The sequence below is a fragment of the Amycolatopsis kentuckyensis genome (genome assembly GCF_041679295.1).
GTDB classification, from domain to species: domain Bacteria; phylum Actinomycetota; class Actinomycetes; order Mycobacteriales; family Pseudonocardiaceae; genus Amycolatopsis; species Amycolatopsis kentuckyensis_A.
On sequence record NZ_JBGDMD010000011.1, the window covers coordinates 285,168 to 298,466 of the forward strand.

A 13,299-nucleotide genomic window follows, 5' to 3' on the forward strand; every position below is an offset into this window, starting at 1 on the left:
CCGTCATGCTACTCGACGAAACGTCGTATCGCATAGTGGCACAGGGAGCAGACATGGCGACGAACCGGGTGATGGACAGCCGCGAAGTCCACCGACCGGACGAGACGTCCATCCGGTATTCGATCAGCGGACCGGACGAGGGACCCACGGTCGTCTTCGTCCACGGCTGGGCGTGCAACCGGACGGACTTCGACGCGCTGACCCGGTTCCTGCCGGACGAGTTCCGCGTGCTCGCGGTCGACCTCGCCGAGCACGGCGAATCGCGTTCGGCGCGCGGCACCTGGACGATCGAGGAGTTCGCGCGCGACGTCGCCGCGGTCCTCGACGCCGAAGGGGTGACCGACAGCGTCGTCGCCGGACACTCACTGGGCGGCGCAGTGGCGGTCGAGACCGGCCGGCTGCGTCCCGAGCGGGTCCGGCACATCGTCGCGCTCGACGCCCTGCACTACCTCTTCCTCTTCGGCGCCATGAGCGACGATGAGGCCGAAGGATTGCTGCGACCGCTGCGGGACGACTTCGCCGGGCTGGTCCGCTCCATGGTCGAAGCCGGTTCGCCCCCGGGCACCGACCCGGCGCTCAAGGACGCGCACTTCGCCAAGATGGCCGCGGTGCGGCAGCCGGCGGGGACCCGGGCGTTCGAGGGCCTGGTCGCCTGGGACATGGACGAGGCACTCGCCGACGTACAGCAGCCGATCACCGTGTTCGGCGTGCGCGACCTGGTCACCCAGGAAGCCCTCGACCGGCTGACGGGCCGCGTCGACGTGGTGCTCGTCGACCTCGGCAGTCACCACTTCCCGGTGGAGTCACCGGAGGGGACGGCCGCGCTCATCGCCGGCGTCGTGCGCGCGCGGGCCGTCACGGGGACGCGAGCAGGCGGCTGATCTCGTCCGCGGCCGCGACGACCTTCTTCGCCAGCTGCTCTTCCCGTGCGGGCTGGTACCGCATTTCCGGGATGCTCAGCGTGACCGCCGCGATGGGTCGTCCGGCCGCGTTGGTGACCGCCGCGCCGAGGGAAGCGACGTGCGGGCGGTACCACGACGACATGTTGACGGCGTAGCCGCGCCCGGCGGTCCGCGCGATCTCCTCGCGCAGCTCGTCGGGGCCGAGCAGCGGCGCGCCCTCGAACTCCCGGGGTTCGGCCCGCAGGAGGTCGCCGACCTCGTCGGGTTCGAGGCGGGCGAGGATCGCGACGCCGCCCGAGCTCGCCCCGAGCGGCACCCGGGTGCCGATCTCCATGAAGACGCGGACGAGCTGCGTGCTGTCTTCGCGCGCGACGATGAGGTACTCGGCGCCGTCGCGCAGGCCGAGGAGCACCGTCTCGCCGGTCTCGGCGGCCAGCCCCTTGATGACCGGCGTCGCCACTTCGCGCAGGTCCTGCTCGCCCGCGCTGCGCAGACCCAGCACGAGCGCCTTCATCGTGACGCCCCACCGCGCGTGCTCCCGGTCCACGATCCGGAGCCAGCGGGCCTGTTCGAGGGTGACCAGGCAGCGCTGGACCGAGCTCTTGGGGATGCCCGTCACCCGGGCCAGTTCCGAGACGCCGATCGGCTGGCGCACCGCGACTTCTTCGAAGACGCGAAGCGTGCTCAGCACGCTGTTCATCGACCGGATGCTGCTGGTCGGCTTGTCCGGTTCGCCGCCGTCGCCAGGGGTGCTCATGAGGCCACGACCGTACCACCGAGCGCACTGCCGTACCTCATCCCGGCACAGCCGTTTCTTTACAACGCCGCCAGCGTCGGTCTACTCTGCGGCACAGCGTGCCACAGTACGGAACGGAGTTCGTATGGATCTGACTGTCGTGGGCGATGTCGTCGTTTCGGGGTGGCCCCGCCGCCCCGGTGGGGCGGACCCCGGCGCTTCGGCGTTCGGGCTCCTGCGCGGCGGCGACCTGACGATCGGCAATCTCGAAGTCCCGCTCACCGGCCGAGGTCAGCGCGCGGAAAAGCTGGTCGCCATGCGGGCTCCGACGTCGGGCGCCGCGGAACTGGCCGCCCTCGGGTTCGACCTGGTGTCCCTGGCCATGAACCACGCGCTGGACTACGGCGCCGATGGGATGCGCGACACCGTCCGCGCGCTGGACGCGGCGGGAGTCGGCCACGCCGGCTTCGGCGAGACGCGCGCCGAAGCGACGCGCGCCCGCGTCGTCTCGGCCGGCGCGGAAAGCCTGGCGTTCTTCAGCTTCTGCTGCGCGCTACCGCGCGGCTTCGACGCGACCGCGGACCGCGCGGGCATCGCCGCCATCCGGGTGCGTCAGTCCTTCGAATACGACAGCGGCTTCCTGGACGAGACACCGGGCACGCCGCCGTTCGTCCACTCCGGCGCCCACGAGCCGGATGTGCAGACAGCCGAAGCCCTCGTCCGGGAAGCGAAGCGGCACAACGACTTCGTCGTCGTCGCCTTGCACTGGGGCGTTCCGCACTGCTACCTGCCCGCCGCGCAGGGGCCGCTCGCCCAGTACCAGCAGCCCTTGGCCCGGCGGCTGATCGACGCGGGCGTCGACCTCGTCATCGGCCACCACCCCCACTGCCTGCACCCCGCGGAGTTCTACCGGAACGGGCTGATCCTCTACTCGACCGGCAACTTCGTCTTCGACTGGTGCGACGGCTGGAACGCCGAAGCGTCCAGGGACCTCGACCCGGCCGTCGTCGTGGACGACGACGGCACCGTTCGCCGCGCTGCCACCGCCTAGCCACCGACCACCCAGGAGCGTCTCGATGTACAGCCCCGCCGCCAAACCCGACGACTACGAGTCATTCCCCTACCTCCGGCGCGGAGCCGACTTCCCCGCCGTCGAACTGGCCGATCCGAGCGCCCGCCGAAGCCGCTTCACCGCCGGTTCGGACGACGCCCGGGTCGAGCGCCTGCTGGCGGACAACGTCACCATCAGCTTCCACGACCACCCGCAGCTGCTGCCGGACGACTTCGCGGACACCCCCGCCTTCCTGCGCGCCAAGCACGAGTTCACCGCGTTCGCCGAGCTGCGCCGGGCCGGCCTGACCGCGGTCTTCGACAACTGGTTCGGCGTCATCGGCAGCACCCGCCGGGCGGGCTGGAAGTGGGACGACCTGATCACGACGCTCGGCCTGCGGCTCGCCGACCTCGCCCACCAGGACGGTGTCGTCGTCGCCCGCACCGTCGGAGACATCCTCGGCGCCCAGCGCGCCGGGCACGTCGCCTTCGTCATGGGCACCGAGTCCGCCGGGATGATCGAGAACGAGCTGGACCGCATCGACGTCCTCTACGGACTGGGCATCCGGCAGATGGGCCTGGTCTACGCGGAGGCCAACACGCTCGGCAGCGGCCAGAAGGAGCAGCTCGACGGCGGCCTGACCGCCTTCGGCCGGCGTGCGGTCGAGCGCATGAACGCCGTGGGCATGCTCATCGACGTCTCCCACGCGAGCGACCGGACGAGCCTGGACGCGATCGAGGTGTCGGCCAAGCCGCTCGCGATCACGCACGCCGGTGCGCGGGCGGTCTGGCCCATCGCCCGGATGAAACCGGACGAAGTCCTCAAGGCGTGCGCGGAACGCGGGGGCGTCCTGGGCATCGAGGCGGCGCCGCACACGACCCTGTCCTACGACCACCGGGCGCAGTCGATCGAGTCGGTGATGGACCACTTCACCCACGCCGTCGAGGTGATGGGCATCGAGCACGTCGCGTTCGGCCCGGACACGCTCTACGGCGACCACGCCGCCTTCCAGAAGGCCATCTCCGACGTGATCGGCTCGTCCACCGTGTTCGACGCGGGCGACCTCGAGTGGGAGCGGGTCAGCCACGTCGACGGGCTCGAGAACCCGACCGAGAACTTCCGCAACATCGCCGGCTGGCTCGTCGAGCACGGGTACCGCGACGACGAAATCACCGCCGTGCTCGGCGGGAACATCCTGCGACTGCTGACCGAGGTGTGGCGATGACCGGTATCGAAAGCGCTTTCGCCCGGCACCTCGACGACGTCTTGGCGCTGTCGCACGCCATCAACGCCGACCCGGAGCTCGCCTTCGAGGAGCACCGGACCTCGGCCGCGATCACCGATGTCCTGGCGCGGCACGGTTTCGCCGTCGAGAAGCCGGTGGCGGACCTGCCCACGGCGTTCGTGGCTTCGGTCGGGTCCGGCGAGCTGGTGTTCGGCATCTGCGCCGAAATGGACGCGCTCCCCGGGATCGGGCACGGCTGCGGGCACAACACGATCGCCGCGGCGGCCGTGGGCGCGGCCCTGGCCCTGGCGCCGTGCGCCGACGATCTGGGGCTGACGCTCAAGGTGTTCGGCACGCCGGCGGAGGAACGCGGCACCGGCAAGGAGATCATGGTCAACCGCGGTGTCTTCACCGGGACGCACGCGGCCATGATGGTGCACCCGTCGCTGAAGGACGTCGTCAGTCCTCAGTTCCGGGCCTCGCGGTCGTGGCGGATCGACTACACCGGCCGCGGCGGCCACGCGTCGCGGCCGTGGAACGCGCTGAACGCCGCCGACGCGGTGGTGGTCGCGCAGACCGCCATCGGACTGCTGCGGCAGCAACTGCGTGACGGGGTCCGGGTCCACTGCGTGGTGCAGGAAGCCGGTTCGGCCGTCAACGTCATCCCCGACCGGGTCGTGGCCGAGTGCATGATCCGCTGCGACACCATCGCGGAAGTCGACGAGGTGTGGGCGCGGGTCCGCCGGTGCTTCGAAGCCGGCGCGCTCGCGGCCGGGACCACTGTGGACTTCACCACCCAGCCGTCGCTGTACCGCGAGTTCCGGCACGACCCGGACCTGGCCGCGCTGTTCGAGACCCACGCGAAGACCTTGGGCCGCACGTTCCCGGACTACCCGGACAAGCTCTTCGGCTCGACCGACATGGGCAACGTCTCGCAGGTGCTCCCCGCGCTGCACCCGATGCTGTCGTTCGACCTCCCGGCGGAGGACGGCAACCACACCGCCGCCTTCGCGGCCGCGGCCGGTGGGGCGGAAGGCGACCGGTTCGTCCGTGACGGCGGACTGGCGATGGCGCTCACGATCGCAGACATCGCCCGGTCCGCACCGATCCGGGCCCGGCTGACGGCCTCCGGGAACTGAGGGAGTACGACCATGGAACCCACTCGGACCAGCACGGCCCCGGCGGCAGCGACCGGACGGGGCAACCGCCGGGCGCTCGTCGCCGGCAGCATCGGCAACGCCGTCGAGTTCATCGACTGGGCGGTGTACACGACGTTCTCGTCCGTCTTCGCGCACCACTTCTTCCCGCCGGGCAACGACAGTGCGGCGCTGCTGTCCACTTTGGCCGTCTTCGCCGTCGGTTTCGTCGTGCGGCCCATCGGCGCCGCGATCATGGGCGCCTACGCCGACCGGCACGGCCGCAAGAAGGGCCTGGTGCTCACGATCGGCCTGATGGCGGCGGCGACGTTCGTCATCGGGGTCTCGCCGTCCTACGCCCAGGTCGGCCTCGTGGCGCCGGTCATCCTGGTGCTCGCGCGGATGGCGCAGGGCTTCGCCGCCGGCGGCGAATTCGGCTCGGCGTCGGCCTTCCTCGTGGAGTCCGCCGGCCCCGGCCGCCGCGCGTTCGCGGGCTCGTGGCAGCAGGTCTCGGTCGGCGCCGGGATCCTCATCGCCTCGGGTATGGGCGCGATCGTCACCTCCGTGCTGCCCCGGCAGGCGGTGGACAGCTGGGGCTGGCGCTTGGCGTTCGTGGTCGCTTCGCTGTTCGGGCTCATCGGGCTCTGGCTGCGCCGCTCGGTGGAGGAAACGGCTTCGTTCCACCGCACCCGCGGTCCCCGGAGCAACGCCCTGGTGACGATGCTCCGGGAGCACCCGAAAGCGGCGTTGCGCGTCTTCGGCCTGAACATCGCCGGCGTCGTGCTCTACAACATGTGGCTGACCTACTTGCCCACCTACGCGGCCGTGTCCACGCACCTCCCGCTCAACCAGGCGCTGCTGGCCAACGTCATCGGGCTCGTCACCTTCGTGGTCCTCCTGCCGTTCGCCGGGATGCTGTCCGACCGGATCGGCCGCAAGCCCACCCTGGTGGCGTTCGCCGGCGGCTTCCTGCTGCTCGCGTGGCCCGCGTTCCGGCTGCTGAACGGTGATTTCCGGCTGCTGCTCCTCGTCCAGGTCGCCGGGCTGGTCCTGCTGCTCGGCTATTCGGCCAACGTCGCGGCCGTCATGGCGGAGCAGTTCCCCCCGGAGGTACGGGCGACCGGCATCGGTCTCCCCTACGCGTTGTCGGTCGCGGTGTTCGGCGGCACCGTCCCGTACCTCACGACGTGGCTGACCACCCACGGGCTCGGGTCGTGGGTGTGGCTGTACTGCGCGATCGCCGCCGCGATCGGCCTGGTCGTCTACCTGACGATGCCCGAGACGAAGGACAAGGCCATCGACTGATCAGCCGATCGTCAGCACCACCTTGCCGAAGCGGTCCGGGCTCACCAGCCGTTCGTGAGCCCGGACCAGGTCGGCCAGGGGGAACACCGAATCGACCGCGGGACGCACCTTCCCCGCGGCGAGCCAGGCGAGGACGTCGGGGACTTCACGGAGGTCCCCGGCGTGCGCCCCGCGAAAGTCGATCTCGTGGCGGTAAAGGCTGTACAGGTCGATCTCGGCGCGCGGGCCGGAGTGCGAGCCCATGCCGATCAGCCGGCCACCGGGGCGCAGCGCCCGGATGGACTCCTGGATGGTCGTCCCGCCCGCCGAGTTGTGGACGAGGTCGACGCCCCGCCCGTCCGTCAGCGAGCGAACCGCTGCGCCGAATCCGGGCACCTGCCGGTAGTTCACGACTTCGTCGGCGCCGATTCCCCGCAGCAGGTCTCGCTTGTCTTCGGTGCCGGTGGTGGCGATGACCCGCGCGCCGAGAGCTGCGGCCAGCTGCACCGCGGCCGTACCCACGCCGCTCCCAGCACCGACGACCAGCGCGGTTTCACCGGGCTGCAGGCCGCCGCGCGTCACCAGCATGTGCCAGGCCGTCAAGTACGCGAGCAGGCTCGCCGCCAGGTCGACGTAGGTCAGGGACTCGGGTGCGGGGACGGCGTTGCGGGCCGGGACGGCGAGGTATTCGGCGTACGTGCCGTCGGTGTGCTCGCCGAGGAACTTCAGCTCGCGGCAGCGACTGTCCACGTCGGACCGACAGGCGTCACACGCGCCGCAGCCGAGCATGGGCAGCAGGACCACGCGTTGCCCCACCTCGACGTTCGTGACCGCACTGCCGACCGCCGCGACGTCTCCGGCGCCTTCGACCCCGAGGATGATCGGGAACGGCGGTTGTTCGGCGAACTTCCCGTCCCGGACGAGCACGTCGGCGCGGTTGAGCCCGGCGGCTCGGATCTGGACCAGGACCTCCCCCGCGCCGAGCGGGGGACGCGGCACGTCGTCGATCTCGACGACGCCGGCTTGCCTCACGATTGCGGCCTTCATCGTGCTTTCCCTTCTCCAGTAAGCGTTTCGACCTGGCCGGTGGCGGTGAGCCGGCCACTGTGGTCACGAACGGAAACCCCGCCGCTGGTGGCGCGCACCACCAGACCTTGGTGGTCGAACAACGGCGCGACGACGCGGTAGCCGATCGCGGTGGCCGCCGCCCCCGTTTCGCGGACGGTTTCCGCCATGGCCAGCGCCTGCAGCGGGCCGTGGACGACCAGCCCCGGGTAGCCCTCGACCTCCCGGGCGTAGTCGCGGTCGTAGTGGATGCGATGGGCGTTGTAGGTCAACGCCGAGAAGCGGAACAGGACGGTCGGGTCGACCGGGAACTCCCGCTCGTCCGCCTCGACCGGCACTGACGTGGCCGCCGTCGCCGAGACAGGCGTGGAGGCGGCGTCGCGGTAGACGATGTCCTGTTCCTCGACGACCTTCACTTCGCCGTCCTGGCTGATGGTGTGCCGGACGACCACGAAGGTCAGCGGGCCCGAACGGCCCTCCTTGTCCGTCGTCGACACGATTTCGGTGCGCCGGGTCGCGGCCCGGCCGACGACCAGCGGCCCGGTCCGGGTGACCCGGCCTCCGGCCGCCATGCGCCGGCGACCCGGCGCCGGGTCGACCCCGCGCACGGGATGGCCGTCCGGCCCGAGATCGGCCTGGTGCGGCCGGTCGAGCAGGTAGACCCAGTGCCACAGCAGGGGCAGCCCGTCGTTCTCCAGGTCGGGCAGATCGACGCCGAGCAGCCCGGCCAGCGCGACGGCGGGCTCCGGTTGCAGCACTTCGGTGCGCTCGGTCACGAGGCGACCTCCTCGAATTCGGCACGGAGGGCGTCGTTGTGCTCGCCGAGCCGGGGCACCGGGCCCAGCACCGGCTCGACTTCGTCGATGTCGACCGGCGGCAGCAAGGCCAGGACGGCACCACCAGGGGCTTGGACCGGCTGCCAGCGAGCACGCCCGGCGAGCTGCGGGTGATCGAGGAGCTCACCCGGCCGGCGCAGGCGGGCGCACGCGATCCCGGCCTCGCCGAGCAGTGCGACGACCTGGTCAGCGTCGAACGCGGCGAAAGCCGCCTCGATCAACGGCCCGATCAGGTCGTCGTGGGCAACGCGTTCCGGGTTGTGGGCGAACCGCGGGTCGTCGGCCAGCTCCGGGCGCCGGAGCACGTCCCGGCACAACCGCACCCATTCACGATCGCTTTGGACGGCCAGGAAAACCTGGTTGCCGTCTCCGGTCTGATAAGGACCGTAAGGCGCGATCGACGCATGTTTCGCCCCGGTCCGGCGGGTTTCCGAACCGCCGTAGACCGCGTGGTAGGCCGGTTGGACCATCCACTCCGCCAGCGCGTCGAGCATGGCGACCTCGACGGTCGCGCCGACGCCCGTGGCGGCTCGGCGCAGCAGCGCGGTGAGGATGCCCGAGTAGGCGTACATGCCCGTCGCGATGTCCGCGATCGAAATCCCGGCCTTGCTCGGCTGCTCCGGCGTGCCGGTGGCGGTGACGAGCCCGGCCTCGCACTGGATCAGCAGGTCGTAGGCCTTCTTCGCCTCATACGGTCCGCCGGGACCGTAGCCCGTTATCGAGCAGTGAACGAGGTCGGGCCGGGTCGCGCGCAGGGTCGCGGCGTCGAGGCCGAGGCGGCCCGCCGCACCCGGTGCGAGGTTCTGGACCACGACGTCGGCGGTCGCGATCATCGCGTCGAGCACCCGGCGGTCGGTCGCGTCCTTGATGTCCAGCTCGATCGACTCCTTGCCGCGGTTGAGCCACACGAAGTAGCTGGAGTCGCCGTGGACCGTCCGGTCGTAACCGCGGGAAAAGTCCCCGGCGCCGGGGCGTTCGACCTTGATGACGCGGGCGCCGAGGTCGGCGAGCTGCCGGGTCGCGAAGGGAGCGGCGACCGCCTGTTCCAGCGCGACGACGGTCGTGCCTTCGAGAGGGAGCATGGAAAGCCTTTCGTAGCCGGCACTTCAGGGCCGGAGGACGGCACGGGCCCGGTCGAGCACGGGCTTGTCGATCATTCGTCCGTCAGGACCGGCGACCGCGCCCGCCGACCCGTCAGCTGCCTGGAGTACTTGCCGTGCCCACGCGATTTCGTCCGCGCCGGGGGCCAGACCCCGTGCCGCGGGCCCGATCTGGGCCGGGTGGATGCAGAGCTTGCCGCGGAAGCCGAGGCTGCGGGCGTAGCGAGCCGCCGTGGTCACAGCGTCGGCGTCGTCGACGACCGTCGTGACGCCGTCGATCGGCGCCGGCAGGCCGGCTACCCGGGAGGCGAGCACGATCGTGCTTCGCGCGAACAGCATCGCCTCGGCGGTGTCGTCGGCTCCGAGGTCGGCGGCCAGGTCGAGCGCGCCGAACGCCAGCCGGGTCACCCCGGGCGCGGTGGCGACATCGTGCACGCGGTGCAGCCCGGCCGCGGTCTCGACCAGCGCCACCACCGCGGTGCCCAGCCGCGCCGACAACGCGGCCAAGGCCGCCGGGTCTTCGGCCTTGGGCACGAGCACGCCGAGCAGCCCGCTCGCGACGGCGTCGACGTCCGCGTCGAACCACGGCGTGCCGGCGGCGTTGAGGCGGACCCAGGCCTCGCCGCCGGTCAGCCAGCGGCGCGTTTCGACCCGAGCGGTGTCCTTGTCCTCGGGACGCACCGCGTCTTCGAGATCGATCACGACGGCGTCGGCGCCCGCGGCCGCCGCCTTGGCGAAGCGCCCGGGGACGTTGCCGGGCACGAAGAGCCAAGTGGCCGCGTGGCTCATCGGACGGGGTTGCGCTTGATGAGCTGACGCGCGATGACGTTCCGCTGGATCTCGTTGGTGCCCTCGCCGACGATCATCAGCGGCGCGTCGCGGAAGTACCGCTCGACGTCGAACTCCGTCGAGTAGCCGTAGCCGCCGTGGATCCGCACCGCGTCGAGCGCGATCTTCATGGCCGTCTCGGAGGCGAACAGCTTCGCCATCCCCGCCTCCATGTCCGCGCGCTCGCCGGAGTCGTACCGGCGGGCGGCGTACTGGACGAGCTGCCGGGCCGCGGTCAGCCCGGTCGCCATGTCGGCCAGGTAGTTGCCGATCGACTGGTGCTGCCAGATCGGCTGCCCGAAGCTTTCGCGTTCCTGGCTGTAGCGGATCGCGCGCGAGAGGGCGGCGCCGCCGACGCCGAGCGCTCGCGCCGCCACCTGGATGCGGCCGATTTCGAGCCCCCGCATCATCTGCGCGAACCCCTCGCCTTCGACGGTGCCCAGCAGCGAACCGCGGGGCACGCGGAAGTCGGTGAAGGACAGCTCGCAGCTTTCCACGCCCTTGTAGCCGAGCTTCGGCAGATCGCGGGACACCTCGAAGCCGGGTCCCTTCTCGACCAGCAGGATGCTGACGCCGCGGTGCTTCGGCTCGGCGTCGCGGTCGGTGAGGCACAGCAGCGCCACCAGGTGCGCCCGGCGGGCGTTGGTGATCCAGGTCTTGGCGCCGTTGACGACGTAGCCGTCCCCGTCCTTCCGGGCCACGGTGCGCATGGCCTGCAGATCGGAGCCGCCGCCGGGTTCGGTGAGCGCCATGGTGGCCCGGATCTCCCCGGTGGCCAGCTTCGGCAGGTAGTGGTCCTTCTGCGCCTGGGTTCCGTAGTGCAGCAGGAGCTTGGCGACGACGCTGTGCCCGCCCATGGCGCCGGCGAGGCTCATCCACCCGCGGGCGAGTTCCTCGGTCACGGCCGCGTAGCACGGGGTGGACACCCCGGCGTCGTTCCACGGCTCCGGAACGGCGAGCCCGAAGATGCCCATTCGCTTCATCTGCTCGATCAGGGCTTCGGGGTAGGTGTCGGCGTGTTCCAGGTCCTGCACCACGGGCTCGACCTCACGGTCGACCCACTCGCGGACGACGTCGACGATCGCTGTCTCGTCTGCGCTGAGTTCGTACATGACTGTCATCCTGAATCGTGATGACAAGTCGAGGGAAATACTGATGCGTGATATCCCTAGACCGGTCCGGCATAGCGGCAGGAGGACGAGTGGAACTCAAGCAGCTCTTGGCACTGGTCACCGTGGGCGACACCGGGAGCGTCACCAAGGCGGCCCGCCTGCTCCACGTCGTGCAACCCGCCGTCAGCCGCTACATCCGCTCCTTGGAGGACGAAGTCGGCGTCCCGCTCTTCGAGCGCAGCCGCCAGGGCATGACCCTCACCCCGGCGGGTGAAGTCTTCGCCGAGCGCGCGAGACGCGCGCTGCTCGAACTGGACCGGGCCCGCGCCGAGATCCGCCCGGACCCCGAGCACGTGCGAGGCATCGTGACGATCGGCTTGCTCGAGAGCACCGTCGAACTCGTGGCCGCGCCCTTGGTGGCGGCACTGGGGCGGCGTCACCCGGGTATCGAGGTGCGGATCCTGAGCGCGTTCTCCGGTCACCTGCAGCAGTGGCTCGACGACGGCTCGGTGGACATGAGCCTGCTCTACAACCTGGATTCGACGCCGTCGATCGCCGTCACCCCGTTGCTGCGCGAAGCTTTGTGGGCGATCGCTCCCCCCGACGCCGGACTCGGCCGCGAGGCGATCACCTGGGCGCAGGTGTGCGAGAACCGGCTCATCCTGCCGGTCGCGGGACACGGCCTGCGCACCCTCGTGGACCAAGCGCTCGGCGCCGTGGCCGCGGCGCCCACGATCGTGTGCCAGACCAACTCGATGCCGGTGCAGAAGAAACTGGTGGCGGTCGGCACCGGGTGGAGCGTCCTGCCCGCCGCCGGCGTCGCCGAAGACGTGGCAGCGGGGCGGTTGCTCGGCGGCCCGATCGTCGATCCCGCGATCTCCCGCACCATCGTCCTGGCGTTGCCGCGAGCCGGCCGCATCCCGCCCGCCGCCGAGGTCGCCGCCACCGAGATCGTCCAGGTCACCCGCCGGCTGGTCGAGGACGGCACCTGGCCGACCGCCAGCGTGGCTCAGGCCGGGTGACCGCTTGATCGCACGACTCAACCGGACCTTCGCGATCAGTGCCGCGACGACCAGGGCCAGCGCTACATATTGCAGCGCTCCATTGCGAATGAAGAACCCCGTGACCGTCTCCGGGAGCTTTGTGAAGAGGCCGTAGTCGAAGTAGTAGAACCCGAGGTAGGCGAGGAAAACTGTCGCGGACAGGACGATGATCGCGTTGAGCACAAGGTCGAGGATCTTCATGGTCTTTCACCATGATCGCCATCGCACGACCCGGGTAGTGACCTGGTGTCACATCTTCGGATGACACCGCAGCACTGCACGTTCGGCAACCGACGGCATGAAATGGAGAGCATGACATCTGGTCCGGCTCTTTCCGAGCGTCCCGCACACTTGCCGTTTTGGCGGCGACCCTTCCGGATCATCCGCGAGAATATGCGCGCCTACCTCATCGTCAACGCGCTGGCGTACGGCCTCCTGGTCATCGGGTTCGTGATCGGGCTCCTCTTCCCCGACCTCGTCGCGGGGCAAGCCACGGCATTGGAGGACAACGGCACCGGCGAGTTGGTGCGCCGGCTGGTAAACACCCCGCCGCTGTTCGCGCTCATGATTCTCGGCGTCAACGTCTTCCGGCTCAGCTGCTGACCATCGTGTTGCCGTCGGTCATCGTGCCCTTCTCGGGGCTCGCGTTCTTCGGCTACTGGGCGGTCGAGACCGGAATCACGATCGTTCCGAGCTCCCCCCAGGGGGTGGGTGGCTCTCATCCCCCACTCGCTGACCGTCGTCATCGAGCTGCAAGCCTACGTGCTTTTTCTGCTCGGCGCCCTTCTCCTGGGCAGGTACTGGCTGTTTCCACACACCATCGATGCGAAGAACCGACGCCAGGGATACGTCCGAGGTGTACAGAGGATCGGCCTGCTGGCACTCCCGGCACTCGTGCTTCTCACAGCCGGGGCGGTGTGGGAGGCCTACTCACTTCGATACCTCATCCACCCGCTCAGTCAGTTGCTCCGGTAACCTGCG

Annotated in this window: 14 protein-coding genes; 8 read left to right on the plus strand and 6 right to left on the minus strand. The window is 70.4% G+C overall.

Annotation, left to right across the window (positions count from 1 at the left end):
- Nucleotides 1-53 precede the first annotated feature (53 nt).
- On the plus strand, nucleotides 54-881 hold the full coding sequence (locus tag ACERZO_RS39585) for an alpha/beta fold hydrolase (protein ID WP_372671138.1): 828 nt from the start codon (nucleotides 54-56) through the stop codon (nucleotides 879-881).
- On the opposite strand, the gene ACERZO_RS39590 is transcribed toward ACERZO_RS39585, so the two are convergent.
- Nucleotides 856-1,659, minus strand: coding sequence for an IclR family transcriptional regulator (locus tag ACERZO_RS39590; protein ID WP_372671139.1), 804 nt, complete (start codon nucleotides 1,657-1,659; stop codon nucleotides 856-858). The two genes, ACERZO_RS39585 and ACERZO_RS39590, sit on opposite strands and share 26 nt — an antisense overlap.
- A 124-nt stretch (nucleotides 1,660-1,783) precedes the next feature.
- Here ACERZO_RS39590 and ACERZO_RS39595 point away from each other — a divergent pair, with 124 nt between their 5' ends.
- The 4 genes from ACERZO_RS39595 to ACERZO_RS39610 are packed head-to-tail and all read left to right on the plus strand — an operon-like array spanning nucleotide 1,784 to nucleotide 6,355.
- Nucleotides 1,784-2,689, plus strand: a complete 906-nt coding sequence (locus ACERZO_RS39595; protein ID WP_372671140.1) for a CapA family protein — start codon at nucleotides 1,784-1,786, stop codon at nucleotides 2,687-2,689.
- 25 nt (nucleotides 2,690-2,714) lie between these two features.
- A complete protein-coding gene (locus ACERZO_RS39600; protein ID WP_372671141.1) occupies nucleotides 2,715-3,914 on the plus strand; it encodes a dipeptidase in 1,200 nt (399 codons plus the stop codon).
- Nucleotides 3,911-5,053: a M20 family metallopeptidase gene (locus ACERZO_RS39605; RefSeq protein WP_372671142.1), complete on the plus strand. Its 1,143-nt coding sequence runs from the start codon at nucleotides 3,911-3,913 to the stop codon at nucleotides 5,051-5,053. The genes ACERZO_RS39600 and ACERZO_RS39605 overlap by 4 nt, the downstream gene beginning before the upstream one ends.
- A gap of 12 nt (nucleotides 5,054-5,065) precedes the next feature.
- The gene (locus tag ACERZO_RS39610) at nucleotides 5,066-6,355 is read left to right on the plus strand and encodes an MFS transporter (RefSeq protein WP_372671143.1); all 1,290 of its coding nucleotides are present in this window, start codon (nucleotides 5,066-5,068) and stop codon (nucleotides 6,353-6,355) included.
- Here ACERZO_RS39610 and ACERZO_RS39615 read toward each other — a convergent pair whose 3' ends face one another.
- From ACERZO_RS39615 to ACERZO_RS39635, 5 genes are read right to left on the minus strand one after another with little or no spacing between them, the layout of a single operon-like run.
- Nucleotides 6,356-7,381 (minus strand): zinc-binding dehydrogenase, encoded by a 1,026-nt coding sequence (locus tag ACERZO_RS39615; RefSeq protein ID WP_372671144.1) that lies wholly within the window; start codon nucleotides 7,379-7,381, stop codon nucleotides 6,356-6,358. It lies immediately after the preceding gene.
- Nucleotides 7,378-8,175, minus strand: a complete 798-nt coding sequence (locus ACERZO_RS39620; protein ID WP_372671145.1) for an FAS1-like dehydratase domain-containing protein — start codon at nucleotides 8,173-8,175, stop codon at nucleotides 7,378-7,380. Before ACERZO_RS39620 ends, ACERZO_RS39615 begins: the two co-directional genes overlap by 4 nt.
- Nucleotides 8,172-9,317, minus strand: a complete 1,146-nt coding sequence (locus tag ACERZO_RS39625) for a CaiB/BaiF CoA transferase family protein (RefSeq protein ID WP_372671146.1) — start codon at nucleotides 9,315-9,317, stop codon at nucleotides 8,172-8,174. The genes ACERZO_RS39620 and ACERZO_RS39625 overlap by 4 nt, the downstream gene beginning before the upstream one ends.
- Nucleotides 9,318-9,341: 24 nt before the next feature.
- Nucleotides 9,342-10,124, minus strand: coding sequence for an HpcH/HpaI aldolase/citrate lyase family protein (locus ACERZO_RS39630; protein ID WP_372671147.1), 783 nt, complete (start codon nucleotides 10,122-10,124; stop codon nucleotides 9,342-9,344).
- On the minus strand, nucleotides 10,121-11,275 hold the full coding sequence (locus tag ACERZO_RS39635) for an acyl-CoA dehydrogenase family protein (protein WP_372671148.1): 1,155 nt from the start codon (nucleotides 11,273-11,275) through the stop codon (nucleotides 10,121-10,123). Before ACERZO_RS39635 ends, ACERZO_RS39630 begins: the two co-directional genes overlap by 4 nt.
- Nucleotides 11,276-11,364: 89 nt before the next feature.
- Here ACERZO_RS39635 and ACERZO_RS39640 point away from each other — a divergent pair, with 89 nt between their 5' ends.
- The 3 genes from ACERZO_RS39640 (at nucleotide 11,365) to ACERZO_RS39650 (ending at nucleotide 13,293) form a co-directional block, all read left to right on the plus strand.
- Complete coding sequence (locus tag ACERZO_RS39640; protein ID WP_372671149.1) at nucleotides 11,365-12,297, plus strand: LysR family transcriptional regulator; 933 nt, start codon at nucleotides 11,365-11,367, stop codon at nucleotides 12,295-12,297.
- A gap of 414 nt (nucleotides 12,298-12,711) precedes the next feature.
- Complete coding sequence (locus ACERZO_RS39645; RefSeq protein WP_372671150.1) at nucleotides 12,712-12,921, plus strand: hypothetical protein; 210 nt, start codon at nucleotides 12,712-12,714, stop codon at nucleotides 12,919-12,921.
- Nucleotides 12,922-13,029: 108 nt separating this feature from the next.
- A complete protein-coding gene (locus ACERZO_RS39650; protein WP_372671151.1) occupies nucleotides 13,030-13,293 on the plus strand; it encodes a hypothetical protein in 264 nt (87 codons plus the stop codon).
- Nucleotides 13,294-13,299 lie beyond the last annotated feature (6 nt).